Source organism: Streptomyces sp. NPDC032721 (assembly GCF_055579625.1).
This window is the reverse complement of record NZ_JBVIMX010000037.1, coordinates 1-26,527: the sequence shown is the minus strand read 5'-3', so window position 1 is coordinate 26,527 and position 26,527 is coordinate 1. Positions and strand designations below refer to the sequence as shown.

Annotated in this window: 20 protein-coding genes; 18 read left to right on the top strand and 2 right to left on the bottom strand. The window is 69.6% G+C overall.

Features of this window, described 5'->3' with window-relative positions:
* Nucleotides 1-28 precede the first annotated feature (28 nt).
* Nucleotides 29-913, top strand: coding sequence for a geranyl diphosphate 2-C-methyltransferase (locus tag ACZ5PB_RS41460; RefSeq protein ID WP_468698723.1), 885 nt, complete (start codon nucleotides 29-31; stop codon nucleotides 911-913).
* Between the two features lie 85 nt (nucleotides 914-998).
* Here the strand turns inward: ACZ5PB_RS41460 and ACZ5PB_RS41455 are convergent, their stop codons facing one another.
* Nucleotides 999-1,769 (bottom strand): rhomboid-like protein, encoded by a 771-nt coding sequence (locus ACZ5PB_RS41455; protein ID WP_468698722.1) that lies wholly within the window; start codon nucleotides 1,767-1,769, stop codon nucleotides 999-1,001.
* A 304-nt stretch (nucleotides 1,770-2,073) separates the two neighbouring features.
* Between ACZ5PB_RS41455 and ACZ5PB_RS41450 the strand changes: the two genes are divergently transcribed.
* The 5 genes from ACZ5PB_RS41450 to ACZ5PB_RS41430 all read left to right on the top strand — a co-directional run bounded on the left by ACZ5PB_RS41450 (nucleotide 2,074) and on the right by ACZ5PB_RS41430 (nucleotide 6,407).
* Nucleotides 2,074-2,685 (top strand): RNA polymerase sigma factor, encoded by a 612-nt coding sequence (locus ACZ5PB_RS41450; protein WP_468698721.1) that lies wholly within the window; start codon nucleotides 2,074-2,076, stop codon nucleotides 2,683-2,685.
* Nucleotides 2,682-3,587 (top strand): zf-HC2 domain-containing protein, encoded by a 906-nt coding sequence (locus ACZ5PB_RS41445; protein WP_468698720.1) that lies wholly within the window; start codon nucleotides 2,682-2,684, stop codon nucleotides 3,585-3,587. The genes ACZ5PB_RS41450 and ACZ5PB_RS41445 overlap by 4 nt, the downstream gene beginning before the upstream one ends.
* Before the next feature lie 80 nt (nucleotides 3,588-3,667).
* Nucleotides 3,668-4,441: an ABC transporter ATP-binding protein gene (locus ACZ5PB_RS41440; protein ID WP_468698746.1), complete on the top strand. Its 774-nt coding sequence runs from the start codon at nucleotides 3,668-3,670 to the stop codon at nucleotides 4,439-4,441.
* Entirely contained in the window at nucleotides 4,438-5,796 is a 1,359-nt protein-coding gene (locus tag ACZ5PB_RS41435; protein WP_468698719.1) for a hypothetical protein, read from the top strand. Before ACZ5PB_RS41440 ends, ACZ5PB_RS41435 begins: the two co-directional genes overlap by 4 nt.
* Nucleotides 5,793-6,407, top strand: a complete 615-nt coding sequence (locus tag ACZ5PB_RS41430; RefSeq protein ID WP_468698718.1) for a hypothetical protein — start codon at nucleotides 5,793-5,795, stop codon at nucleotides 6,405-6,407. Before ACZ5PB_RS41435 ends, ACZ5PB_RS41430 begins: the two co-directional genes overlap by 4 nt.
* 53 nt (nucleotides 6,408-6,460) lie before the next feature.
* Here ACZ5PB_RS41430 and ACZ5PB_RS41425 read toward each other — a convergent pair whose 3' ends face one another.
* Nucleotides 6,461-7,060 carry a TetR/AcrR family transcriptional regulator gene (locus ACZ5PB_RS41425; protein ID WP_468698717.1) on the bottom strand — a complete coding sequence of 200 codons (600 nt, stop codon included), beginning with the start codon at nucleotides 7,058-7,060 and terminating at the stop codon, nucleotides 6,461-6,463.
* Between the two features lie 174 nt (nucleotides 7,061-7,234).
* On the opposite strand from ACZ5PB_RS41425, the gene ACZ5PB_RS41420 reads away from it, so the two are divergent.
* The 12 genes from ACZ5PB_RS41420 to ACZ5PB_RS41365 all read left to right on the top strand — a co-directional run.
* Entirely contained in the window at nucleotides 7,235-7,813 is a 579-nt protein-coding gene (locus ACZ5PB_RS41420) for an MFS transporter (RefSeq protein ID WP_468698716.1), read from the top strand.
* A gap of 91 nt (nucleotides 7,814-7,904) precedes the next feature.
* Nucleotides 7,905-9,653, top strand: coding sequence for a glycoside hydrolase family 3 protein (locus tag ACZ5PB_RS41415; RefSeq protein WP_468698714.1), 1,749 nt, complete (start codon nucleotides 7,905-7,907; stop codon nucleotides 9,651-9,653).
* A 320-nt stretch (nucleotides 9,654-9,973) separates the two neighbouring features.
* Nucleotides 9,974-11,113, top strand: coding sequence for a 5'/3'-nucleotidase SurE (surE, locus tag ACZ5PB_RS41410; protein ID WP_468698712.1), 1,140 nt, complete (start codon nucleotides 9,974-9,976; stop codon nucleotides 11,111-11,113).
* A gap of 407 nt (nucleotides 11,114-11,520) precedes the next feature.
* Entirely contained in the window at nucleotides 11,521-12,258 is a 738-nt protein-coding gene (locus ACZ5PB_RS41405) for a response regulator transcription factor (protein WP_362418308.1), read from the top strand.
* Between the two features lie 179 nt (nucleotides 12,259-12,437).
* Nucleotides 12,438-13,493: a HAMP domain-containing sensor histidine kinase gene (locus ACZ5PB_RS41400; RefSeq protein ID WP_468698743.1), complete on the top strand. Its 1,056-nt coding sequence runs from the start codon at nucleotides 12,438-12,440 to the stop codon at nucleotides 13,491-13,493.
* Nucleotides 13,494-13,784: 291 nt separating this feature from the next.
* Nucleotides 13,785-17,690: a multifunctional oxoglutarate decarboxylase/oxoglutarate dehydrogenase thiamine pyrophosphate-binding subunit/dihydrolipoyllysine-residue succinyltransferase subunit gene (locus ACZ5PB_RS41395; protein WP_468698710.1), complete on the top strand. Its 3,906-nt coding sequence runs from the start codon at nucleotides 13,785-13,787 to the stop codon at nucleotides 17,688-17,690.
* Nucleotides 17,691-17,866: 176 nt separating this feature from the next.
* Nucleotides 17,867-18,802, top strand: a complete 936-nt coding sequence (locus ACZ5PB_RS41390) for an LAETG motif-containing sortase-dependent surface protein (RefSeq protein WP_468698709.1) — start codon at nucleotides 17,867-17,869, stop codon at nucleotides 18,800-18,802.
* Between the two features lie 690 nt (nucleotides 18,803-19,492).
* Nucleotides 19,493-20,026 carry a hypothetical protein gene (locus ACZ5PB_RS41385; RefSeq protein WP_468698707.1) on the top strand — a complete coding sequence of 178 codons (534 nt, stop codon included), beginning with the start codon at nucleotides 19,493-19,495 and terminating at the stop codon, nucleotides 20,024-20,026.
* Nucleotides 20,027-20,300: 274 nt separating this feature from the next.
* A complete protein-coding gene (locus ACZ5PB_RS41380; RefSeq protein WP_468698706.1) occupies nucleotides 20,301-23,831 on the top strand; it encodes an ALF repeat-containing protein in 3,531 nt (1,176 codons plus the stop codon).
* Nucleotides 23,832-23,935: 104 nt separating this feature from the next.
* Entirely contained in the window at nucleotides 23,936-24,247 is a 312-nt protein-coding gene (locus ACZ5PB_RS41375) for a hypothetical protein (RefSeq protein ID WP_468698705.1), read from the top strand.
* Nucleotides 24,248-24,359: 112 nt separating this feature from the next.
* Nucleotides 24,360-25,892, top strand: coding sequence for an FG-GAP-like repeat-containing protein (locus ACZ5PB_RS41370; protein ID WP_468698703.1), 1,533 nt, complete (start codon nucleotides 24,360-24,362; stop codon nucleotides 25,890-25,892).
* A 227-nt stretch (nucleotides 25,893-26,119) separates the two neighbouring features.
* On the top strand, nucleotides 26,120-26,527 hold a 408-nt coding region (locus ACZ5PB_RS41365), incomplete at its 3' end, for an acyltransferase family protein (protein ID WP_468698702.1).

The window sequence follows — 26,527 nt, the reverse complement described above, 5'->3', positions numbered from 1 at the left end:
TCTTTTCCTGCAAGGAGCACACACCACTGTGACCAGCACCGACCTCGCCAACGGCACGGCCGCCTCGCTCTCCGTCCCCGGCCCTTCCTCCCCGTACCAGGGCGACATCGCCCGCTACTGGGACCAGGAAGCCAGGCCCGTCAACCTCCGCCTCGGCGACGTCGACGGGCTGTACCACCACCACTACGGGATCGGCGACGTCGACCACGCCGCTCTCGGGAACACCGAGGACAGTTCGTACGAGAAGCGGCTGATCGCCGAGCTGCACCGGCTGGAGTCGGCCCAGACCGACGTCCTCCTGGACCACCTCGGCGACCTGGGCCCGGCGGACACGGTCGTGGACGCGGGCTGCGGGCGCGGCGGCTCCTCGGTCATGGCCCACCAGCGCTTCGGCTGCCGCGCGGAGGGCGTCACCCTCTCCGCCAAGCAGGCCGAGTTCGCCAACCGGCGGGCCCGCGAACTGGGCATCGACAGCCACGTCCGCGCCCAGGTGTGCAACATGCTCGACACCCCCTTCGGCAAGGGCACCGCCGCCGCCTCGTGGAACAACGAGTCGAGCATGTACGTGGACCTCGACGACCTCTTCGCCGAGCACTCCCGCATCCTCAAGCCGGGCGGCCGCTACGTCACCATCACCGGCTGCTGGAACCCGCGCTACGGCCAGCCCTCCAAGTGGGTCTCCCAGATCAACGCGCACTTCGAGTGCAACATCCACTCCCGCCGCGAGTACCTCAAGGCCATGGCCGACAACCGCCTGGTGCCCCAGACCATCGTCGACCTGACCCCCGAGACCCTCCCCTACTGGGAGCTCCGCGCCACGTCGTCGCTGGTCACCGGCATCGAGGACGCCTTCATCAACTCGTACAAGGACGGCTCCTTCCAGTACGTCTTGATCGCGGCCGACCGGGTCTGACGCACCGGACCCCGCCCCGACCGACGCAAAAGTGCCGCCCGGAGAACCCTCCGGGCGGCACACGCACGTATTCGAGCCATTCCCCTCACAGATAGGACGGCGCCGCCAGCCGCTCCTTCCAGCCTCGTACGAGCGGCCAGGTCGCCAGCCCGAGACCGAGCGCCAGCGGGTGCCCGAGCGCGGTCAGCGGATCGGCGTACGCCACCAGGTCCTGGAGCAGTACGAGTCCCACGCCCCCGAGCAGCCCCCACCGCAGCCACGGCAGCCGCAGCACCCCGGCCAGCGCACCCACGCACGCCATCAGCCCGAAGCTGATGCCGAAGTCGAGCCGGTGCAGGGAGGTTTCGGGCAGGAGGCCCGCCCAGACGGCGATGCCGACGGGAAGTTCGGTGGCCAGCGAAGCCACCACGTGCCCGAAGGCGAACACCCCGGCGGTGCGGAGCCCCCCGATGCGCCGCTCCAGCGCGGTGAGCACGACGAGGAACCCGATGGCGTACGGCGACGCCAGCCCGCCGGCCACCCAGAGCGCGCTGCCGACGAGGGAGAACACGGGGGTGCTGGTGAGGTGCGCGACATCGGTGCTGCTGGCCCGGAGCAACGCGTTGACCGCCGCCGCGTCGCCGAGCTGCGCGTAGAGCGAGGTGGCGACGAGGACGAGCGCGTAACAGAAGGTGAAGGGGGTGCCGGTGGGGGTGGGCAGCAGATGCCAGAGATGCCACCGCCTGCCTTCGCCGGAACCACACCGGCCGGGCACGACAACGGCCGACGCCGCCGACTCGGCGGCTGGCTCGGCCACCGGCCCGGCCACCTGCCCGCCCGCCCGGTCCTTCGACTGACCCACGGGCTGCTTCGTCATCTGTACGCGGTGCACTGCGTGAGGCCCCATTCCCCCGGGCAGCGCCCCCGAGGGGCACGCGGCCGGAATCGTCAAGCCACGCCCGTGTCCCTCGGCCGCGTCTCTCGCGTTCGCTTGCTGCTTCTGCAACGGCAATGGCAACTACCACTGCTGCTTCTACAGACAACGCTTACTTTCTGCCCCGATATCCCTTCACGTCTATGACTCACCTCACATTGCCACCTCTTAAGGCAACCTTCATCTCCCCCATCACGTCCCCCCGCTTCGCGTGAACCGCCGGAGGGCCGTCGAACGATAGAGGGGCGTGAGACTGTTGCGCCCCACGAGGGGAGACCGGGCGGCCGACCAGGAGCCCGCCGACGACGCGGCACTGCTGCGCGCCGTCGCACGCGGCGACGCCACCGCACTCGGCGCGCTCCACGACCGGCACGCGGGCTGGCTGCACGCACGGCTGACCCGGCGGTGTCCCGACCCCGAGACTGTGCGGGACGTCCTCCAGGACACCTTCGTCACCGTCTGGCAGTCCGCCGCCTCCCACCGGGGCGGCGAGGCGGGCGGCTGGCTGTGGGTGATCGCGGCACGCCGGCTGGTGGACGCCCAGCGGGTACGGGCCAGAACCGATCGCGCGGACAGGGCCGAGACCGCGCCCGCCGCGTCCTCCCCCTCGGCCGAGGAACACGTCCTGGCGGGGCTGGAGTTCGGGGAGGTCGGCACCGCGCTGGAGCGGATCTCGCCCGAGCTGCGCGAAGTGCTGCGCGCGACCGTGATCGACGGGCTCACCACCCGGGAGGCGTCCCGGCTGCTCGGCATACCGGAGGGCACCGTCAAGACCCGCGCCCTGCGCGCCCGCCGCGAACTCCGGGCCGCCCTGGCTCAACTCTCCGTCGAACAACACCCGTTGGGAGGAACCGCATGAGCTTCCAGCAGCACGCCGCCTGGCATGTGAGCGAAGCACTGGCCGCCCGGTACGCCAGCGGCAGTGCCACGGAGCCGGACGCCTGGTCGTTGGAGAAGCACGTCGAGGCGTGCGGCTCGTGCGCGGCCAGGGTGTCCCAGGCGGTACGGGCGGGGGCCGCGGGGCCGCAGCTGGCCGCGGGGCGGGAGGAGCTGCTGAGGCTGGTGGGGGCAGCTCCCGCCTCCCCCGCCGAGGCCCCTTCGCCCGCCGCCCCCGCTCCCTCCCTCCGCGTCCGTCAGCTGCTCTGGGCGCTCGGGCCCGCGCTCCGGGCCGGCTGGGTGGTGGCCGTGACGGCCGTCGGGCTCGGGGCCGTACTCCTCGCCTACGGCGGCGGGCAGGCGTCCGCGCGGCCGCTGCTGCTCGCCGTGGCGCCGCTGGTGCCACTGGCCGGGGTCGCCCTCTCGTACGGCAGGCACGCCGACGTCCTGCACGAGATCAACGCATCCACTCCGGGCGGGGGGTTGCGGCTGCTGCTCCTGCGGGCGGCCTGCGCGCTCGGGCTGAGCGTGCCGCTGCTGACCGCCGCCGGGGCCGTACTGCCCGATGCGGTGGGCGTGCCCGGGGCCGCCGCCTGGCTGCTGCCGGGGCTGGTGCTGACCCTGACCGCGCTCGCCCTCGGCAGCTGGATCGGGTGCCGGTACGCCGCCGGGGCCGTCGGCTGCGGGTGGGCGCTGGCCGTGACGGCCCCTGCACTCGGCGGGGCGGACGGCCTCGGCGGCGGCACGGCGTACGGGCTGCCGGTGTACGTCGTCCCGTACGTCGGCGACTTCGCGGCGCAGGCGGGCTGGGCCGTCGCCGCCGTGGCGTGCGCGGGGCTTCTCGCCGTGCGCCGGACCTTCTTCGACCGAATGGAGCGAGCGTGAACAGCGGCATCCTCCCGGGCGTACCGGAACGCGACGGCGCACCGGAACGCGACAGGGCAGCGGGACCCGACGGGGCAGCGGTGGCAGGGCTGACCGTGCGGCACCGGCGCACCCTCGCCCTGGACTCCGTCGACCTGGACTTCGGACCCGGAGTGCACGGGCTGCTCGGCCCGAACGGCGCGGGCAAGACCTCGCTGATCCGGATCCTGGCGACCGTGTCCGCACCCTCCTCCGGCGGGGTCCGCCTCCTGGGCCGCGATGTCTCCGGGCACCGGGAGCGGGCGGCGGTGCGGCGGCGGCTCGGCTATCTGCCGCAGGAGTTCGGGTACTACCCGGGGTTCACGGTGCGGGAGTTCGTCGCGTACGTGGCGTGGCTGAAGGAGATGCCGGGCGGGCGGGTGGCGGGGGCCGTCGAGCGGGCCGTGGACCGGGTCGGGCTCGGCGACCGGATCGACGCGAAGGTGAAGTCGCTGTCGGGCGGGATGGTGCGGCGGGTCGGCATCGCCCAGGCGCTGGTGAACGAGCCGGACCTGCTGCTGCTCGACGAACCGACCGCCGGTCTCGATCCGGAGCAGCGCTTCGAATTCCGAGCGTTGCTCCGGGAAGTGGGCACTGCTTCCACTGTGATCGTCTCGACCCATCTGGTCGAGGACGTGGCGACCGCGTGCACCCGGGTCACCCTGCTGGACGCGGGCCGCGTCGCCTACCGGGGCACCCCGGACGAGCTGAGTGCCCTGGGCCGCGACACCGCGGACCCCGACGCCACCGCGGCATCACTGGGCGACAGCCCCCTCGAACGCGGCTACACCAGCACCCTGCGCGGCCACCGTCGGCAACTGGAGGCCCGCCGATGAGCCCGGCCACCACCGCCTCCGCTCCGCCCACCGAGCCGGCCCCCGCCCCCGTATCCGTATCCGTATCCGCATCTGTCTCCGTCTCCCCCTTCCTCGCCGAACTCCGCCGTGGCCTCGCCCCCTGGGCCGGTCTCGCCGTCGCCGTACTCCTCCTGTCCGTGATGGCGGCCAAGAGTGCCCGGTGGCAGGGGAGTTGGTCCGAGACCCAGGTGTTGCTGCGGATCGCCGCCGCGCTCATCGCCGTCCCGCTGGTGCTCGCCGCCGGGTGCTGGCACGGTGGCCGCGAGCGGCGGCGCCGTACCGTCGAGCTGTTCGCGTCCGTGCCGCGCGGGCGCGCCTCGCGCACGGTGACCGCCGTCGGGCCGCTGATGCTGTGGACGGCGGCCGGTTACCTGGTCGCGCACGGCCTCGCCCTGCTGGCCTGTCTGCCGTACGCCCACTACGGGCAGCCCCTCGTGTCGTACGCACTGGCCGACGCGGTGCTGGTGGCGGCGGCGACCGGCCTGGGGTTCGTCGTCGGCCGTCTGTCGCCCTGGCGGCCGACCGCCCCGCTGCTCGCCCTGTGCGCGTACGCCGGGCTGGCTCTCCCGAACTACCTCAACACCGACGATTCGAGCCTGCATTTCCTGAGCCCCGCCCTGCGCGACTTCGCCGACTGGACCCCCGTGTGGTGGCAGGCCCCGGTGGACGCCCTGTGGACCGGCGCCCTGGCCGCCACCGCCCTGGTCGGCTACGCGGCCCGGCGCCGGTACCTGGCCGTCGTCCCCCTCGCCGTGGCGGTCGCGGCGGGCACCCTGATCTCCCAGCACGGGATCCGCATGTGGCACCAGCCGCCGCCCCGGACGGCCTCCTCCTGCACCGAGGTCGTCGACCGGCAGGTCTGCGTGGAATCCCGCGACCAGACACTCCTGCCCGAGATACGGGCCGCGTTGCACGGAACCTTCGAAAAGCTGGAGGGCGTACCGGGGGTGCCTGCCCGGTACGTGCCCGGGGACGTGGAGGCACGGCCGGGTGAGGGGGTACTGCCGTCGCTGATGTTGGGGTGGACGGTGGTCCGGGGCAAGATCGCGGACCCCGAGGAGTACGCCAGCATCATCCTGGTAGAGCTGCTCAACCCGCCGAGCAACTGCTCGGCCGAGGACCCGCCCGCCGAGTGGGAACGGCTCCAGCTGGCCGGCGACGTCGCCCGGCACTGGCTGGCCCCGCTGAACGCCGATGCCTCACAGCCCGCCGACCGACCCGACGCGCACGACCGCTTCGCCGCCCTGCCGGAGGCCGCGCGGAAGGCCTGGCTGGCCGAGTACATCGCCGCCGTCCGCAGCTGCGACATCACGAAGGTACCGGTGGCGCCATGAGCCACCACTCCCTCAATCCCCTTGTGCTGTACGGGCGTTCGCGCACCCTCCCCGGGGCCCTGGCCCTGTTCGCCGTCACCGCCGGGCTCGCGGCATGGGCGGCCGCCGGGATCGAGGCGAGCGAGTGGTTCGACCACCGGGGGCGGGTGCCCGTGGTGGTGCTGGCCCCGATGTGTGCCGCCGCAGTGCTCGGGCCGACCCTGTTCAGCCACAGCGCGGAGCTGGACCGGACCGCCGCCCTGCGCGGGCCGGTACTGCGCCTGGCGCACCTGCTGGGTCTGACCGTCCTCGCGGCGGCCCTGCTCGCGGCGGCGGTGCCGGGGCACCCCGAGGCGTTCGGCGCCCCGGCCATGGTGCGCAACGTGCTCGGCGCCACCGGTGTCGCGGCGGCGGGCGCCGTCGTGCTGGGCGCGCGGCTCAGCTGGCTGCCGGTACTCGCGTACGGGAGCGCCGCCTACCTGGCCGCGCCGCGCACCACGGGCGGTCTCGCCGCCGTCGCCATGTGGCCGGTGCAGCCGGGGCCCGAGGCGGGGGCGTGGGTGACGGCGGGGGCGGCGTTCGCGCTCGGGTCCGGGTGGTACGTGTGGAGGGGCGCCCGTACGGAGACCTGACCCCGGGGGCTCCTGGGGAACCCCCGAGGAGCCCCAGCTCCCGGAACCCCGCCCTACGGCATCTTCAGCCCCGTCCCCCGCACCGTGATGTGCCGCAGCGTCCGGTCCATGTACGCGCGCAGCCGTTCCGGCATGTCGAAGGCGGACTCGTCCAGGGCCCACTGGAACTGGAGGCCGTCCATCACCGCGATCTGCTCCTGGGCGAAGGCCCGTACGTCGATGTCCGGGCGGACCTCGCCCCGGGCGATGCCCGCCTCCAGCACGCCGACCGTGTGCGCGAGGACGCGTTCGTAGCGGCCCCGGAAGTAGGGGTGGGCGGGGTGGCCCTGGTTGCCCGCCTCGCCGACCAGGACGTTGAACATGCGGACCAGGCCGGGGCGGCGGGTGTTGGACTCGGCCAGCCGGACCACCGCCTCCATTCCCTCGGCCACCGTGGCCGGCTCGGTGGCGAAGAGCTGTTCCATGTCGTGGTGCTCGCTCTGCGCGAGGACGGACAGCAGGAGGTCCTCCTTGCTGCGGAAGTGGTGCAGCAGCCCGCCCTGTGTGATCTCGCAGTCGTGGGCGATGCGGGCCATCGAGGAGGCGTGGAAGCCCCACTTCGCGAAGTGTTCGATGGCGGTGTCGAGGATCTGTCTGCGCCGCGCCTCGCCCACCGCATAGCTACCCCGACCTGCGCTTTTTCGGGTCGCTCGGCCCGTGCTCGCTGACATGGGGCCACCCTAGGACGGTCCGGCAGGCGGGGCCGAACGGTGTGATCCACGCAACACTGCGGAAACCTAGTGGGTGCTCGGTTTTCGCGTTTAGCCTGTGCCTGCGGGTCGGCACCGATGCCGACAGCACCCCTTCCCCCGGAGTTCACGATGGTCAGCGACCACACCGAGACGGCGCACGGCGCGTCAGTTACACGTGTCACTGACGTCGGTGACTCCCCTCGCTCCCTCGTCGCCGGACTCGCCCTGGCCCAGCTCGGGCTGTATCTGACCGTACTCACGCCGGTGATCGTGACCCTCGCCCTGCGCATCGCCCAGCTGGTGCCGGAGAGCGAGCGCGGGGCGAGCCTCGGTCTGGTGCTCTCGGTCGGGGCCGTGCTCGCGATGATCGGCAATCCGCTCTTCGGCGCCCTGTCCGACCGCACCGCCGACCGCTTCGGCCGCCGCAGGCCCTGGCTGCTCGGCGGGATGACGGTGGCGCTGGGCGGGCTGGCCGTGGTCGCGCTCGGGGACTCCGTACTCGTTCTCACCCTCGGCTGGGCCGTGGCCCAGCTCGGCTGCAACGCGGCGCTCTGCGCCCTCGCCTCCTGCCTGCCGGACCTGGTGTACGCCACCGGGACCGCCATCGACCGATTCGGCGGGATCCGCGCGGCGGGCGGCGCGGTCGTGTCCCGGTTCATCAGGTCCGCCGCCTGACCCCCGCGTCCCTTCCGTGGCCCCCGTGCCCTCCATTCCCCTTCTCCCTCGGGCCAGTTCATTCCCCTTACACCTCCCAGGAGCATCGACCGTGCACCCGTACCAGGACCCCAGCCTCACCGCCGACCAGCGCGTCGACGACCTCCTCCCCCGTATGACGCTGGAGGAGAAGGCCGGCCAGATGTTCCACGACATGCTGATGATGAACGCGGACGGCACGCTGGTCACCGAGACCGACGGGTCGATGCTCCCGTACACCACCCCGGAGATGATCGAGGGCAAGCACCTCACCCACTTCAACCTCCTGGGCACCTACGGCCCCCGCGAGATGGCGCTGTGGGCCAACGCCGTGCAGGAGATGGCGGCCCGCACCCGCCTGGGCATCCCGGTCACCCTCTCCACCGACCCCCGCCACTCCTTCACCGACAACGTCGGCGCCTCCTTCAACGCCGGTGCCTTCTCCGCCTGGCCCGAGCCGCTGGGCCTGGCCGCGATCAACGACCCCGCACTGGTCGAGGAGTTCGCGGACACGGTGCGCCGCGAGTACCTGGCGGTCGGCTTCCGGGTCGCCCTGCACCCGCAGATCGACCTCGCCACCGAGCCCCGCTGGTCCCGCCAGAACGGCACCTTCGGCTCGGACGCCACCGTCACCGGCGAGCTGGTCCAGGCGTACGTACGGGGTCTCCAGGGCAAGCAGCTCGGCCCGGACTCGGTCGCCACCATGGTCAAGCACTTCCCCGGCGGCGGCCCGCAGAAGGACGGCGAGGACCCGCACTTCGCGCACGGCAAGGAGCAGGTGTACCCGGGCGGCATGCGCGAGTACCACCTGGCGCCGTTCAAGGCGGCCATCGCCGCCGGTGCGTCGCAGATGATGCCGTACTACGGGCAGCCGGTCGGCACCGACTGGGAAGAGGTCGGCTTCGGCTTCAACAAGGGCGTCGTCCAAGGCCTGTTGCGGGACGAGCTGGGCTTCGAGGGCATCGTCTGCACCGACTGGGGCCTGCTCACCGAGGCCAACATCTTCGGCGAGCCGCACCCGGCGCGCGCCTGGGGCGTCGAGCACCTGTCGCGTCCGGAGCTGGCCGCGAAGTCGATCGAGGCGGGCTGCGACCAGTTCGGCGGCGAGGCCTGCCCCGAGGTGATCGTGGAGCTGGTGCGCTCGGGGCGGATCGACGAGGAGCGGATCGACGTGTCCGTACGTCGCATCCTGCGCGAGAAGTTCGTGCTCGGGCTCTTCGACCGCCGGTACGTGGACGTGGACCTGGCCGCCGAGACGGTCGGCCGCGCCGACTTCAAGGCCGCCGGTGACGCCGCGCAGCGCCGCTCGCTGACCGTGCTGACCAACCGCGAGCTGACCCTGCCCCTGTCCGGAAGGCCGAAGCTGTACGTCGAGAACGTGGACGCGGCGGTGGCCGCCGGGTACGGCGAGGTCGTGGCCGATCCGGCGGATGCGGACTTCGCGGTGCTGCGGCTGCGCACGCCCTACGAGGAGCGGGCCAACAAGTTCGAGTCGTTCTTCCACTCGGGCACGCTCGCCTTCGAGGGCGCCGAACTGGCCCGGATCCTCGGCCTGTTGGACTCCGTACCGACCCTCGTCGGCATCAATCTGGAGCGGGCCGCCGTCATCCCCGAGATCGCGGAGCACGCCGCCGCGCTGATCGCGGACTTCGGGGCGAGCGACGCGGCCCTGCTGGACGTGGCCTTCGGGCGGGCGAAGGCACAGGGGCGGCTGCCGTTCGAGCTGCCGCGCTCGATGGCCGCCGTCGAGGCCGCCCGCCCGGACGTGCCGAACGACACCGAGAACCCGGTCTTCCCTTACGGCCACGGCCTGGAGATCTGACCGGACGCTTCTCCCCCATCTCCCCCATCTCCCCCAGACCGCGCGGGGTTCCTGAATCAGCCCCGCGCAGGGCCCGTCACCTACGAGACGGGCCCGAGGTCCGGGACCCGCCTGTGGGGGGCCGGGTCCCGGACCGCTGTTCCCTCACGCACGGTCGTGGACCGTGCGCGTCGCCCGCCACGCCACCGCCCCGGCCGGCTCGGCCGTCCCGGCCGCACTTTCCGCGTGAGTACGTCCGCGGGGGCCGCGGGCCGGGGCTCGATTCCGTACGCCTCCGTACATCCGCTCCGTACACCTGCCTGGAAAGGGACCGCCATCCCATGCGTTCCGCACATCGCAATCTCCTCGCACTGACCACCGCCGGTCTCGTGGTCGCCGGCCTCGGCACCACGGGGTACGTCACCTCGGCCCCGGACACCGCACCCGTCGCGTCCGCCGCTTCCGTCGCGTCCGCGAGCGCCGCCTCCGCCAAGCACCCCGCCAAGCCCGCCAAGCCCCTCGCCGGAATGCGCGTCCTCATCTCCAACGACGACGGCATGCAGGCCGCCAAGCCCTCGAACTCCGACGGCCTCGGCCTCTACGAGCTGCGCCGCGCCATGTGCGCGGCCGGTGCCGACGTCGTCGTCATGGCCCCCTGGCAGGTCCAGTCCGGCAAGGGCACCGCCGTCACCAACGGCGGCGTACTCACCACCCAGCAGCGCACCCGGCTGCCCCAGGGTTACGAGAAGGACTGCGCGGGCACCCCGTCCGGCTCGCCCGTCTTCGGGGTCTGCGTCGCCGACGGGCCGTGCGGCAAGGACACCCCGTCCGCCACTCCGGCCGACACCGTGAAGCTGGCGCTGCGCGGCGGGCTGAAGGCCAAGGCGGGCTGGACCGAGGACCCGGACGTCGTGCTCACCGGCATCAACTCCGGCCCCAACGTCGCCGCGAGCGTGAACGACTCCGGCACCGTGGGCGCGGCCGTGGCCGCGATCGACCAGGAGGTCCCGGCGGTCGCGTTCAGCGCCGAGGGCGACGCGACGAACACCCACTTCCCGGTCCAGACGTACCGCAGGACCGCCGAGTTCGGGGCGAAGTTCCTCGCCGGGATGCGGCAGCACCGGCTGCTCACCGGCAAGTTCGCGCTCAAGGTCGACCACCCCGACACCACCAACGGCGAGCGCACCCAGGCCCCGGTCTGGACCCGCGTCGGCAACGGTGCGGCCGTCTTCCACGACTACGAGCGCAAGAACGGCGGCGACAGCTTCGACATCACCCTCGGCCTCTGCGGGGGCAAGCCGCAGACCGGCGGCGAGTGCGACGAGTCCCGCAAGGACGCCGACCAGACGTGGCTGCTGGAGCGGAACCACATCACCGTCGCGCCGATCACCTGGGACCGCACGTACGGCACCTCCGTCGACGGCCGCCGCGAGCTGCGCGAGCTGGAGAACTACGTGCGCTACGGAACCCCGCGCGCCTGACGGACGTCCGACCGACGGCCGGGCGAAACGTCCGTGTGCGGGGCCGGCGGCCCCCGGCCCCGCACACGCGGCCCCCACCCACGAGACAACATTCACAAGTCCTTCACTCATGGCCGTACAACCATGCCCCGGGTGAACTACGCGTCACTCTCGCAACACAGCGGGACACCTTGCCTACGCAACGTCTACCTCCTTGCGCAGAGGGCGAGTTGTAGCGCCAGGACTTACGAAGAGTCATTGCGGAATGTCGTATTCAGCGAGATTCGGGCGAAGAGAGACGACTTGCCCGGCGAGTGGTGATCGGTCCCCCGCCCCGGCGTTCGCACCGCGTAGCCGGGGGCTGGTCAGTGCCCGTACGCTGCTCATCTGACCGCGAGATCTTACGAACGCACTCCAGGGGCGGGGCGATGGAGCAGACACACACCAGCCACAACGGACTCGCGGCCACGCCCGGTGCACAGCGCCGGGTACTGGTCGTCGAGGACGACTCCACGATCGTGGACAACATCGCGGCCCGGCTGCGGGCCGAGGGCTTCCAGGTGCAGACGGCCGGCGACGGCCCCGCTGCCGTGGACACGGCCGAGGCCTGGCAGCCGGACCTGATGGTCCTCGACATCATGCTGCCCGGCTTCGACGGTCTTGAGGTCTGCCGCCGGGTGCAGGCGCAGCGGCCGGTCCCGGTCCTGATGCTCACCGCCCGCGACGACGAGACCGACATGCTGGTCGGGCTCGGGGTCGGCGCGGACGACTACATGACGAAACCGTTCTCCATGCGGGAGCTGGCGGCCCGGGTGCACGTACTGCTGCGCCGGGTCGAGCGGGCGACGATCGCCGCGGCCACTCCGCGCAGCGGCATCCTGCGCCTCGGCGAGCTGGAGATCGACCACGCACAGCGCAGGGTCCGGGTGCACGGCGAGGACGTGCACCTCACCCCCACCGAGTTCGACCTCCTGGTCTGTCTGGCGAACACCCCGCGCGCGGTGCTCTCCCGCGAGCAGCTCCTCGCCGAGGTGTGGGACTGGGCGGACGCCTCGGGCACCCGCACCGTCGACAGCCACATCAAGGCACTGCGCCGGAAGATCGGCGCGGAGCGCATCCGCACCGTCCACGGCGTGGGGTACGCGCTGGAGACACCGGCGCCGTGAGCAGTGCGGTCGGGACCCAGCGAGGGCCGTCGCGGCGCCGGGTACCCGGGCAGCGGCGGGAGCCTTCGCGGCCCGCCCGCAGATGCGGCGACTGCGGGCAGCGGGTCCGCCGCCCGCTGACGGAGCGCGTCCTCGCGCACCGGCTGCTGAGCCGTCCCCTGCACAAGGGGCTCTCCGTGCTGCGGCCCTTCACGATCCGGGCGAAGCTCATCGCGCTGGTGGTCGTGTCCGTGGCGCTCACCACGGGGCTGGTCATGGTGGCGCTGGCCACCAAGACGGAGCTGCGCTTCATCACCGTCTTCTCGATCATCGCGTCGATGCTGATCACCCAGTTCGTGGCGCACAACCTCACGAAACCGCTGGACGAGATGCGGGACGTGGCCGCCGCCATGGCGGCGGGCGACTACACGGGGCGGGTCGGCGGCGAGGGCCGCCGCGACGAGCTGGGGGGCCTGGCCACCACCCTCAACCGCATGGCCCAGGAGCTCCAGGCCGTCGACCAGAACCGCAAGGAACTGGTCGCCAATGTCTCCCACGAGCTGCGCACCCCGATCGCCGCGCTGCGTGCCGTACTGGAGAACGTGGTGGACGGCGTGGTCGCCGCCGACCCGGAGACCATGCGTACGGCGCTGAAGCAGACCGAGCGCCTCGGCGGCCTGGTGGAGACCCTGCTCGACCTGGCCAGGCTGGACAACGGCGTCGTACCGCTGAAGGCGTACCGGTTCGAGGTCTGGCCGTACCTCTCGGGCGTGCTGAAGGAGGCCAATCTGGCCGCCGCGCAGCGCGGTCTGGTCTCCGGGTCCGGGCACCACACGCGCAAGGACGTCCATCTGCACCTGGACGTCTCGCCGCCCGAGCTGACCGCGCACGCGGACCAGGAGCGGCTGCACCAGGTCGTCGCCAACCTGATCGACAACGCGGTCAAGCACAGCCCTCCGCACGGCCGGGTGACGGTGATCGCGCGGCGCGGGGAGCTGCCGGAGTCGCTGGAGCTGGAAGTCCTCGACGAGGGTCCCGGTATACCCAAGTCGGAGTGGCACCGCGTTTTCGAACGCTTCAATCAGGGGAAGGCGCCTGCCAAGCCCTCGTCCGGCAGTGACGGCGGTACCGGTCTCGGTCTCGCCATCGCGCGCTGGGCGGTCGATCTGCACGGCGGTCACATCGGCGTGGCCGAATCAGAACGCGGTTGCCGGATTCAGGTCAGCCTTCCGGGGATCAGCGGCCCGCGCGGTTGACGTAGGGTTCGAACCAGAAACGGACGTTCTGCGTCCGTCCTGCCAGGATGCGGGGGCAAAGGCCGCGTCCTCGGCCGGATGCACCTGGCCCGGGGTCTCCCGTCATACGTGGTTGACGGGCGTCCACAGCGGAACCGCGCTTGTTTCCCGCCATTTCGTGCGTCGAAACCAGCTCTCCGATGTGACTTACGCGACGGATACCCCGCCCGGTCTGCATCTCGCGGCCGGGGAGGCGTAGCCTTTATTTCCGCTGTCCACCACCTTGCGAAGCGGAAGAGGGCGGTTAACGCCGTGTCGTCTCAGTCCCCCAGTAGCTCAAGTCTCTCGTCGACCGACCAGGACGGGCAGGGGAAGAACCCTGCCGCCGCCTTCGGTCCCAATGAGTGGCTCGTCGACGAGATCTACCAGCAGTACCTCCAGGACCCCAGTTCCGTCGACCGCGCCTGGTGGGACTTCTTCGCCGACTACAAGCCGGGCGCGGGTGCCTCCGGCGGTACGGGTGAGAAGTCGGCCGCGAGCGGGGGTACGGGCGAGACGCCCGGCTCCGCCCAGGCCGCCCCCACAGCGCCCGCCGCCGCACCGGCCGCGTCCGCGCAGGCCGCCGCACCCGCACAGCCCGCCCCGGGCACCCCGGCGGTTTCGGCGCAGCCCGCGGGCGCGCCGGCCACTCCCGCCGCCCGGACCGAGTCGGCTCCGGCAGCCTCCCCGGCGCCGGCCGCCGCCGCCCCGGCATCCGCCCCCGCCAAGCCCGCCGCTCAGGCATCCGCTCCCGCTCAGAAGGCCGCACCTGTGAAGCCCGCTCCCGCCGCCGAGGCGTCCACTGCCCCGGCCGGCCCGGAGTTCGTCACCCTGCGCGGTCCCTCCGCCGCCGTCGCGAAGAACATGAACGCTTCGCTTGAGGTCCCCACGGCCACGTCCGTGCGCGCGGTCCCGGTGAAGCTGCTCTTCGACAACCGCATCGTCATCAACAACCACCTGAAGCGTGCCCGGGGCGGGAAGATCTCCTTCACCCACCTCATCGGCTTCGCGATGGTGCAGGCCATCAAGGCCATGCCGTCGATGAACTACTCCTTCGCGATGAAGGACGGCAAGCCGACCCTGGTGAAGCCGGAGCACATCAACTTCGGTCTCGCGATCGACCTGGTGAAGCCCAACGGCGACCGCCAGCTCGTCGTCGCCGGCATCAAGAAGGCCGAGACGCTCGACTTCTTCGAGTTCTGGCAGGCGTACGAGGACATCGTCCGCCGCGCCCGCGACGGCAAGCTCGGCATGGACGACTTCACCGGTGTCACGGTCTCGCTGACCAACCCCGGTGGCCTCGGCACCGTCCACTCGGTCCCGCGTCTGATGCCCGGCCAGGCCGTCATCATGGGCGTCGGCTCGATGGACTACCCGGCGGAGTTCCAGGGCACCTCGCAGGACACCCTGAACAAGCTGGGCATCTCCAAGGTGATGACCCTCACCTCCACATACGACCACCGGGTGATCCAGGGCGCCGCCTCCGGCGAGTTCCTGCGCAACGTCGCGAACCTGCTGCTCGGCGAAAACGACTTCTACGACGAGATCTTCAAGGCGCTGCGCATCCCCTACGAGCCGGTCCGCTGGCTCAAGGACATCGACGCCAGCCACGACGACGACGTCACCAAGGCCGCCCGCGTCTTCGAGCTGATCCACTCCTACCGGGTGCGCGGCCACGTCATGGCCGACACCGACCCGCTGGAGTACAAGCAGCGCAAGCACCCCGACCTCGACATCAACGAGCACGGGCTGACGCTGTGGGACCTGGAGCGCGAGTTCGCCGTCGGCGGCTTCGCCTCCAAGTCGATGATGAAGCTCCGCGACATCCTCGGCGTGCTCCGTGACTCGTACTGCCGCACCACCGGCATCGAGTTCATGCACATCCAGGACCCGAAGCAGCGCAAGTGGATCCAGGACCGCGTCGAGCGCCCGCACTCCAAGCCGGAGCGCGAGGAGCAGCTGCGCATCCTCCGCCGCCTGAACGCGGCCGAGGCCTTCGAGACGTTCCTGCAGACCAAGTACGTCGGCCAGAAGCGCTTCTCCCTCGAAGGCGGCGAGTCGGTCATCCCGCTGCTCGACGCCGTCATCGACAGCGCCGCCGAGTCGCGCCTCGACGAGGTCGTCATCGGCATGGCCCACCGCGGCCGCCTCAACGTCCTGGCGAACATCGTGGGCAAGTCGTACGCCCAGATCTTCCGCGAGTTCGAGGGCAACCTCGACCCGACGTCGATGCACGGCTCCGGCGACGTGAAGTACCACCTGGGCGCCCAGGGCACCTTCACCGGTCTGGACGGTGAGCAGATCAAGGTCTCGCTCGCCGCGAACCCGTCCCACCTGGAGACGGTCGACCCGATCATCGAGGGCATCGCCCGCGCCAAGCAGGACATCATCAACAAGGGCGGTACGGACTTCACGGTCCTGCCCCTCGCGCTGCACGGCGACGCGGCCTTCGCGGGCCAGGGCGTGGTGGCCGAGACCCTGAACATGTCGCAGCTGCGCGGCTACCGCACCGGCGGCACGATCCACATCGTGATCAACAACCAGGTCGGCTTCACCGCCTCGCCGGAATCGGCCCGCTCCTCCATGTACGCCACCGACGTGGCCCGCATGATCGAGGCGCCGATCTTCCACGTGAACGGTGACGACCCGGAGGCCGTGGTCCGCGTGGCCCGCCTGGCCTTCGAGTTCCGCCAGACGTTCAACAAGGACGTCGTCATCGACCTGATCTGCTACCGCCGCCGCGGGCACAACGAGACGGACAACCCGTCCTTCACCAACCCGCAGATGTACACCCTGATCGACAAGAAGCGCTCGGTGCGCAAGCTCTACACCGAGTCCCTGATCGGTCGCGGCGACATCACCCTCGAAGAGGCGGAGCAGGCGCTCCAGGACTTCCAGGGGCAGCTGGAGAAGGTGTTCGCGGAGGTCCGCGAGGCCACCCAGGCACCGGCGGCCATGCCCGTCCCGCAGCCCGAGGCGGCCTTCCCGGTCTCCCTGGACACCGCGATCTCCCAGGAGGTCGTCAAGCGGATCGCCTCCTCGCAGGTCAACATCCCCGACAACGTCACCGTGCACCCGCGCCTCATGCCGCAGATGCAGCGCCGGATGGCGATGATCGAGGACGGCACCATCGACTGGGGCATGGGCGAGACCCTCGCCATCGGTTCGCTCCTCATGGAGGGCACCCCGGTCCGCCTCTCCGGCCAGGACTCCCGCCGGGGCACCTTCGGCCAGCGCCACGCGGTCCTGGTCGACCAGCACACCGGCGAGGACTACACCCCGCTCAACTACCTCTCCGACGAGCAGGCCCGCTACAACGTCTACGACTCCCTCCTCTCGGAGTACGCGGTCATGGGCTTCGAGTACGGCTACTCGCTGGCCCGCCCCGAGGCGCTCGTCCTCTGGGAGGCCCAGTTCGGTGACTTCGTCAACGGCGCCCAGTCCGTCGTCGACGAGTACATCTCGGCGGCCGAGCAGAAGTGGGGCCAGCACTCGGGCGTCACCCTGCTCCTCCCGCACGGTTACGAGGGCCAGGGCCCGGACCACTCGTCCGCCCGCATCGAGCGCTTCCTCCAGCTGTGCGCCCAGGACAACATGACGGTCGCCATGCCGACCCTCCCGTCCAACTACTTCCACCTCCTGCGCTGGCAGGTCCACAACCCGCACCACAAGCCGCTCATCGTCTTCACCCCGAAGTCGATGCTGCGTCTGAAGGCGGCGGCGTCGAAGGCCGAGGAGTTCACGACGGGCGGCTTCCGTCCCGTCATCGGCGACGACTCGGTGGAGGCCTCGGCCGTCCGCAAGGTCGTCTTCTGCTCCGGCAAGGTCTACTACGACCTGGAGGCCGAGCGGATCAAGCGCGGCTCCACGGACACCGCGATCATCCGCGTCGAGCGCCTGTACCCCCTCCCGGGTGCCGAGCTCCAGGCGGAGATCGCCAAGTACCCGAACGCCGAGAAGTACCTGTGGACGCAGGAGGAGCCGGCGAACCAGGGCGCCTGGCCCTTCATCGCCCTCAACCTCATCGACCACCTCGACCTGGCCGTCGGCGCGGACATCCCGCACGGCGAGCGACTGCGCCGCATCTCGCGTCCGCACTCCTCCTCCCCGGCGGTCGGCTCGGCCAAGCGCCACCAGGCGGAGCAGCAGGCCCTCGTCAACGAGGTCTTCGACGCCTAGTCACTGACTCCGGTACGTGCATGAGGGCCCGGCCCCGCGAGAAGTCCTCGCGGGGCCGGGCCCTCTTCGCTTGCCGTCCACCAACTTGGGGGCGAAGTAAGGGGAATGTGAAGCTCCACCTATGATCATGCGGCTGACCAGTTAGTTCCTGCCGTACGACCAACTCGGGGAATCGCATGAAGCGCACGCGCATATCCACTCTCGTCGCCTCCGCCGTCATCGCACCGGCCGTCCTGCTCACCTCTCCGGCATTCGCCGCCGACGCCGAGGTGCCCACCGTCTCCGCGCCCTCCGCGACCTCCGCACAGCAGGCGGAGGACGACCGGATCGAGATCCTGCGCCTGATGGCCGCCAAGGACGCGGGCCGGGGCCTCAAGGAGGCGGGCAGCAAGGCGATCGACGAAGGCCCGGCCGCCATGCGGAAGTTCCTGGAGGAGGGCCAGTTCCAGGCCCGCATCGTCGACAACCGGGTACGGACCGTCCAGATCGCCAGCGTCGGCGGCCGGGGCGTGAAGGAGGCCGCCAGGAAGGCCCTTGAGGGCACGCCCGAGGACGTCCAGGCGTTCCTCGACAAGGGCCAGTACGAAGCCCGCATCACCGACAACCGCGTGCTGACCGGCCAGATCCACAGCACCGGCGGCCCGCACGTGAAGGAAGCCGCCAAGAAGGCCCTCAAGGGCACGCCCGAGGACGTCCAGGCGTTCCTCGACAAGGGCCAGCACGAAGCCCGCAAGCTGGACGAGGCAGACGCCGCAGGCTCGAAGGACAAGGACAAGGACAAGGAGCCGGGCAAGCCCAAGCCCACCCCCTCCAAGGACACCGGCACCGAAGACACCAAGGACAAGCCCAAGCCCGACGCATCCGCCGGAACCGACAACGGCACGGGTACGGGCACAGGTACGGGCAGCGCCTCCGGCGGTACGGACGACAAGTCGGTAACCGCGCCCGGCGGCGACAAGAACACCCCGGCACCCACCTCCGGCGGCAGCGACCTCGCCGCGACCGGCGCCGGCTCCACGCTCCCCTGGGCCGCAGGCGGCACCGTACTCGCCCTCGCCGCCGGCGCGGGCATCCTCGTGGCCACCCGCCGCCGCCGCTCCACGGAGAGCTGAGCCTGCGCGGGCCTACGACACCGAGTGCCGGCTTCTCCGAATAGTTTCGGGGGGCCGGACTCGCTGGACCTGCAGAACAAAGCCCCTACCGCCCGAGGGTGGCCAGGGCCCGCTCCGGCCCAGCACCTAGCCGACCTTCACCCACTCACCATGTCGATCGCCTCACGACAGTGGTATCTGCTGCACGCCACATCCCCGAACCCCGGATACGTGACCATGTCCCCCAACGCAGCACCAAGCCAGCGTCGTTGCCCTCAGCATCCACCCCCATTGGCCCACCGCCATTCCGCCGCTGCACGTCGATGACACCCGGCACCCGGGCCCAACACCACGGAATAGTCGCTCATTGTGGCCGTCACAGGAGTAGCTGTGCACCCCGGGATGGACCGCACCGTGTTCCGGACCGGGGAGCAAGGACTACGTGGGCGAATCCGCCAATCTGGCGGGAGGTGACTTGCACGGGTCATGGCGGGATGCACACAAAGAGACAACTCGCCCCATTTGCCATTCTATTTGATATTTAGTACAGCAAATGCTGCGCATACTCGCCAAGTTGCCAGAACTATCAATTCAAGCCACTTGCAGGTCACGAGACTTGACCACGCCCCTCCTCGGCTTTTGCATATGATTTACTTCCGTGAATAAAGTGTGTGGCATCTCCACGCACCCCTCCACATTTCGGATGGTTTCGTGACTCTCTCCCGTGCTCGCAAGATGCTCTATGGCGGTGCCGTGGCCATAACAACAGTGGGTGCCGCACTGGCAACACTGACCTTGGCCCAGGCCGCACCCGCTCCGGCTCCGAAGCCGGTCCCGGATGCTGCGGGTGTCCAGGCAGACGCGCCCATGCCTCCCGCGATTGAAGACTTCGCGTACCCGAATGCCGCACAAATCCTGCTGGAGAAGAACATCGTCCTCAAACGCGGCGACGGGCACATCACCCTGGCCGACTGTGCGGGTGGCACTGATCTCCTGGTGGTCGAAGCTCGGGACAAGAAGGCCCAGACCTGCTTCAAGGTGGTAGGCAAATCCGGCTGGTTGTCCCTGGAGATGCCCGCGGTCTTCTTGGTCAAGGGCAACAGCTACACGACCAAAGTCGACATGACCGTGGATAGCGAGGAAAAGTCGTTCAACGTGCCCAAGAACGCCTGGACCTCGGTGGGTGAGCCCATGGACCCAGAGCACCGCGATCACACGCTTGTCGAGATCAGGGCCTCCAAGTAACTGCAGGCCCACACCGACGCGCTGGCCGCTCCGCGGTTTGGCGCCCACGGGACGTGCGGCCCTCGTGTCTAGGAGATCGCTGTTCGTGCACCTTTCCAGATGCCCCTCGTTTCCTCGCGGCCTGGAACCGACCTCGGTCTACGAGGTGCGGATCTACCGTGCACGACAGTCAGCCGATGGTCGAGGCAGATGGACGAGGTCTGCGTGCAGCGCATGCCGCACCACTCGGGCTAGTACGGATCGAAAGACACAATGAGAGTAGAAAGGAGTCGTGATGCTTCAGCATTCACGACGGGCGTTAAGCAGGCGTCAGACACTTGCCATTTTCACCGGGGTGGCAGCCGGTAGCGCGCTGTCCAGTGGGATATTCGGGGCTCGCACGGTTTACGCGGCGAGCGGTACGGGAGTCACGGCAATGCCGGAGGGTTCCGGTCTGCCGAATACCGACCGCGGCAAGGTGGTCTTGGCGTACAGATCGGGCGGCCGGGCCGTCCGCGCCGCGGCAGCCGCGGCGCTGGCAGGCACTGCGGCGGACGTGACGGTGTTCCTCAACCAGAAGGCATCCCTGGCCCGGGCCGAGGACAACAGGTTCACGCTTGCGGAGTCCTTGGCCACGGCGGGCAAGGCGACCCGCGAGGGTATCGGTGGGGCGTTGTCCGGCGGAGACGCGGCGGTCGAGACCTTCCTGAAGGATGGTTTCCAAGCCGCCGTGGACGAGGACCTCAAAGTGGCCGTCAGCACGGTTTTGGGCCATGGCGCAAGGGCGGTGAAGCGCGAGGCGTCCGCCGCGCTGGCGGTCGGTTCCTCCTTCGCGCTGCGTGCCTTCCTCAGCGGTGGGCAGTTCTCCGCGCAGGAGGAAGACGACCGTGTACAGGTGTCTTACATCCTCGCGGCGGCATCACCACAGGTACGTGAGTACGCGGGTCGGGCCCTGGACGACGGATCGGCCAGGGCAATCCGGTGGTTCCTGGAGTCGGGCCAGCACATAGCCCGGGCACGTGACGAGGAATCGGCGACAATCCAGCAGCTGGTCGAAGTTGTGGACAAGGAAGGACGCCGCGCCGGCCTGAAGAGCGATGAGGCCGTCGAGCTGTCCGACCAAGCGGTCAAGGCTGCCGAGAAGGCGAAGAGCGCGGCGCTGGAGGCCAAGGCCGAGGCTTTGGCTGCCGAGCGAGATGTCGCACGCTCGGCCAAGGCTGCAGGCAAAGCAGCACAAGCAGCCAAGGGCGCGGCCCTAGCCGCGTCGACTGCGGTGTCGGCCTCGCGGACCGCCCAGGCTGCCGCACAGCGTTCAGTGTCTGCCGCCAATGCCGCTGCTGCCGCCGCAGCATCGGCGGGACGCGCCGCGTCAAATGCGTATCGCGCGGCGATCGCCGCTTCCAGGGACAGAGCGATGGCAGGCGCGGCCACAGCAGCGGCAGAGGTCGCACTGAAGGTGGTCAGCTTCGTCCGTACTGTGGCGGCGAAAGCATATCTCGCGGCAAAGGCTTCCGAAGCGGCAATGCTGGCGGGGGACGCCGCCGCCAGGTCGGCGAACAACGCGGCCGCAGCCGCTCGCGCGTCGGCCGAAGCGGCCGTGGCTTCCGGTGCTGCTAAGTCCGAGTCCGCCGCCGCACAGCAGGCCGCCGCCGTGGCGGAAACCGCCGCGACCAGGGCGACTCAGGCCGCGAGCAGGGCGCGGAACCTGGCCGGGCAAGCGGCTGCCGCTGCCCACACGGCACGTAATGCGGCCAACAGTGCCGCCGATCATGCCGAGAAGGCAGCCGCCGCTGCCAAGGAAGCGGCGGCCCATGCCGGCGAGTCGGTCGACTACGCCAACCGGTCCACGCTCGCCGCCAACGCCGCGGTCGAGGCAGCGAACGCCGCCGCCGACGCAGTCGTCAAGGCGCGGGAGGTCGAACAGGCGGCCCGTAAAGCCGAGACCGAGAGCCTCGCCGAAGAGACCAGCGAGGCGATCGAGGCAGCACGGCTTGCTGCGACCTCTGAGTCGAACCAGCTCGAACGCTTCAACCGGGAGCGGACCCAGGAGGCTCGCCTCTCGGAAGAGCTCCGGACCTTCATCAGCGCCGCGGAGTCGGTGTTGCGGAACGGGACCATCGAGCAGGCTGCAACGGCGGGGCGCAGGGCGGCAGTCCGGCTCCTCGAGGGTCCAGGGACCTGGACCCGACAGGCCGCGCAGTTCGCGCTGGCTGGTTCGGACCAGGACGTCGTCAACTGGATCGAGACCGACCGTGTCATCGCGCAACAGCAGGACAACGTGGAAAATGTCGCGGCCATCGCCGCGATGTCGACGAAGGCCGTAGCCACGGCGGCCGCAGCAGCTCTCAAGACTGAGAACCCCGCCAAGATCAAGGAGTTTCTGGAAACCGGGGCGGTCGAGGCGGCTGCGGAGGACAACCGGGTCGAGGTGGCCAGGATCCTGGGTGGCGCCAACACCGGCGCCCGGGTGCGGCGCGAGGCGTCGGCCGCGCTGGACGCGGGAACCGCCGAGGCACTGCACACCTTTCTGCACGTCAGCCTAGACGCGGCTGTACGCGAGGACGACCGAGTGGCGGCAGCGACCATCCTGGCGAACGGTGGCCCATACTCCAGGGCGGCGGCCCAGATCGCGCTTGAGGGCGATACTCACATGCTCCGCCAGCTCATCGGGACGACGCAGTACGAATTCGCGCGTATCGACCACGATCGCGCCACGCATATCAGCGCAGTCCTTGCGTCGATCGCGCGCGCAGCCAAGATCGCCGCGAACGCGCAGGAGGATGCGGCCCGGGCTTCCGAGGCAGCAGCCACCGCACGCAAGGCTGCTGCCGAAGCCACCACTTGGGCCAATCGCGCCAAAGGCTATGCGGCTGACGCCGCGAACTCAGCCCAGGAAGCACGTGACAACGCCAGCGCCGCCGAGAAGTCCGCGGCTGCGGCGACGAAGTCCGCCGAAACCGCAAGCAAGGCGGCCGCAGCGGCACTCAGGGCGAGCGGCGTGGCCAGACAGGCTGCCACGCGATCTGTACGGTCAGCTGGAGCGGCCGCGTCCTACGCCGCAGACGCGGCGGTCTCGGCGGCGGCTGCCCGAAAGGCATCACTCGACGCCGGAAAGGACGCCGCCACCGCTGCCAAGGCCGCGACTCAGGCCTTGATCCTCGTTGTCCAGGCCGCGCTGCGCGAGGCAGTCCAGGCAGCGACCGACAACGCAAACGCTCCCATCGACCCCAGCAAACAGGACCTTCCAGCTGGCGCTGAGAGCTGTCTGACCCCGTTCGGCAAGACCGTAGAGTCCGGCAACAGCACCAACCCGTGGGAACTGGGGTGGAGCTGGCTCACCGGAAGCGGCCCTCAGTCCCAATGCTTCGGCCCAAACGATGAGTTCACCCGCATCTATCGTGAGCACGAGCACACCAAGAGCGTCATCGACTACTACACCGCTCTCACTAAGTCCGGGAACTACCAGCTGGGTGAGACCCTCAAGAAGAACTACTCACTCAGCGGTTCCGACGGTCCCAGGAAGTACCTCATCGACTACGGGACACTCTCGACGGCCGGGCTCACCGGAAACCTCGCGTACACGTTCCTGGGCTCGCACCAGGTCAGGATGACTCCCATCCGGAAGAACGCGGACGGCTCGGTGGTATGGCGGTACACCGCATACAACGTGTCGACTATTGAGTCCGCAACCCACCCGCCCGTCATTGGTTACACGGAATGGTGGAGTAATAGTGTCGGTTCGTTCGTCGAAAAAGTCGTTGGCGACTCCGGACCGATGTCACCCAAAACTCAGCTCATCGAGTTCGACGTCACACTGAAGCCGTGATGAGTAACAGGACTGTCAAGCGATGGGTTATCGCTGCCTTGGCCGCTTCTGCGGTACTCGCCTCCGGATGCACGGCCCCACCCGACACCAAAAAGGTGCCCGGTGTGTACCGCAACGAGGCAACCGGCGGTGAAATCCGGCTCAATTCTGACAGAACGTTCACCGCCACGGACGTGGACATCGATGCCACGAACGGGGACGGCGACCATCCCTCCGGCTCCGCCGACTTCAGTGGTCGATGGGAGTTCACCGATCGTCAGAAGTTCAGCGAATTCATCTACCTGCTGGTCGATGACGGTGAACCCGGAACGACCTCAGGCGTCCAGCTCTACGCGAAGGGTCAGGAGACGCTGTACTTCCACGAAGATCCGGACGGGCCGGACGGCCTCTACTTCACCAAGGTGCACGCGCCGTAGACCCTGCGCGCCGAGTCCGGCGGGGTCACCCTCCTGCCCAAACTGTCGCAGCGGATTTCGCATCCGTTGCTCGTCACCCTTTTGGCATTCCGAAAACAAAGGAACGAAGAACGTGCACGGCAAATATTCCCGCGCCGCTTTGATGAGCGGCCTCATAGCCGCCCTTGCTATCCCGCTGGCCAGCACCCCGGCAAGCGCTCTCGAAGGGGCACCGGCGGCAGCTACGGCACACCCCTTCACCGCCCAGATCGACATCGGCGGCAACCAGCAGGCGTGCACCGGCGCGTTGGTGGCCCCACAGTGGGTCATGACGGCAAGCACCTGTTTCGTGACCACGCCTGGAGGTGGCCTCGCAAACGGTAAGCCCACGCTGAAGACCGTGGTGAAGGTCGGCGGGGCCGATCTGGCCTCCAGCACTGTGCAGACCCGAGAGGTCACCAACCTGGTGACGAGCGAAGATCGCAATGTGGTGCTGGCCAAACTCTCCACCCGAGTTCAGGGCATCACGCCGATCAAGATAAGCTCCACCGCCCCGGTAGCCGGCGAGACGCTCCAAGCCGCGGGCTTCGGTCGTACGGCCACGGAGTGGGTACCTGACTACCTGCACACAAGCCCGTTCACCGTCGACTACGTAAACGGTGTCGCACTCGGCCTCAACGGCGTCGGCAAGTCCGTGCTCTGCAAGGGCGATACCGGCGGACCGACCTTCCGGGTGAAGAACGGCGTCCCCGAGCTGGTCGGCGTCAACAGCCGATCCTGGCAGGGAGGTTGCCTGGGTACGGACAAGGCCGAGACGCGCACGAATGCCGTTGCCTCCCGCACTGACGACCTTGCTGCCTGGGTACAGAAGACCACCTTTCTGTCCCATGACGACCTGACCGGTGACGGCAAGGCCGACTTCACCGCGGTCTGGTACGACGGCACCCTGCATACCCACCACGGCAACGGAACCGGCGGCCTCGCTGGGACGAACATCAAGCTGCCGGGCACGACGAACTGGGGCAGTCTCCAGCAGATGATGGTCGGCGAGTTCACCGGCGACCAGGCCGCCGACCTCATGGCCGTCTGGAACGACGGCACCTTGCACCTCTACAAGGGCGACGGCAAGGGCGGCATCGGCAACCCCACCACCGTCTCCGACAACAACAACTGGGGCTCAATGAAGCAGATCGTCGCCGGTGACTTCACCGGCGACGGCATCGCCGACCTCGGGGGTGTCTGGTACGACGGCAGCTTCCACGTCCACCCCGGCAACGGCGAAGGCGGACTCACGGGCAAGAACATCACCCAGCCCGTCGGCAACACCTGGGACACCATGCGGATCATCGCCGCCGATGACTTCACCGGCGACGGCATCGCTGACGTGGCAAGCATCTGGTACGACGGCACCCTGCACGTCCACACCAGTAACCCGGCCGGCGGGCTCAGCGGATCCCATGTCGCCCAGCCCGGTGGTGCCAACTGGGGCAACATGAAGTTCCTCGTGGCCGGCGACTTCACCAGCGACGGCATTGCCGACCTCCTCGCCGTCTGGCCCGACGGCACCCTTCACCACTACAAGGGCGAAGGCGGCGGCAAGATCTCCAGCAGCCACACCACCCTCCCCGGTAACACCTGGAACACTCTCAAGCGCGCCACCGCCTGACCCTGGAACATTCGGCCGCTGCCTGTCCTCATGTACATGGGGGCAGGCAGCGACGCTTCGCGACCAGGGAGTCGCCACTCTGAATCACACCACTGCGCAACCGATTTGACGGCATATCAGATCAGACCGCGCGTGCGAGTTGCGCACTCTTTCCTTACATTCTCACTACCCCTACCGATGCTTCTCCCGCGCACGCGGGCCACCCTCCGGCACAGCAAAGGCACGACATGACCGAACGCCGGACGGCGCCCCCCAGGAGCAGGCTCAGTGCATTGGACGGGCTGCGGTTAGTTGCCGCCCTGATAGTGGTGCTCTACCACTACGTGGCACTGAGCCACGCCTGGGGACACAAACCCGCCACGATCTTCCCGACCCTCTTCGACTTCGCCCAGTTCGGCTGGCTCGGCGTCGAACTCTTCTTCCTCATCAGCGGATTCGTCATCCCCATGAGTCTGTGGGGGCGCACCGTCGGTGAGTTCGCGGTCTCCCGGGTCACACGGATCTTCCCCGCGTACTGGGTCGCTGTGCCCGTCACCGCGTTGTTCCTGAAGGCGTGGCCGGAGGTGTTTCCCATCAAGGGGTGGGACCACGTCATCGTGAACATGACGATGCTGCAGGCGGGCAACGGGACACCG

Coding starts and splice junctions, on each gene's coding strand:
- ACZ5PB_RS41455 (WP_468698722.1), bottom strand. CDS start 1,769: ATGACGAAGCAGCCCGTGGGTCAGTCGAAGGACCGGGCGGGCGGGCAG.
- ACZ5PB_RS41445 (WP_468698720.1), top strand. CDS start 2,682: ATGAGCTTCCAGCAGCACGCCGCCTGGCATGTGAGCGAAGCACTGGCC.
- ACZ5PB_RS41390 (WP_468698709.1), top strand. CDS start 17,867: ATGAAGCGCACGCGCATATCCACTCTCGTCGCCTCCGCCGTCATCGCA.
- ACZ5PB_RS41405 (WP_362418308.1), top strand. CDS start 11,521: ATGGAGCAGACACACACCAGCCACAACGGACTCGCGGCCACGCCCGGT.
- surE (WP_468698712.1), top strand. CDS start 9,974: ATGCGTTCCGCACATCGCAATCTCCTCGCACTGACCACCGCCGGTCTC.
- ACZ5PB_RS41380 (WP_468698706.1), top strand. CDS start 20,301: ATGCTTCAGCATTCACGACGGGCGTTAAGCAGGCGTCAGACACTTGCC.
- ACZ5PB_RS41420 (WP_468698716.1), top strand. CDS start 7,235: ATGCCGACAGCACCCCTTCCCCCGGAGTTCACGATGGTCAGCGACCAC.
- ACZ5PB_RS41430 (WP_468698718.1), top strand. CDS start 5,793: ATGAGCCACCACTCCCTCAATCCCCTTGTGCTGTACGGGCGTTCGCGC.
- ACZ5PB_RS41435 (WP_468698719.1), top strand. CDS start 4,438: ATGAGCCCGGCCACCACCGCCTCCGCTCCGCCCACCGAGCCGGCCCCC.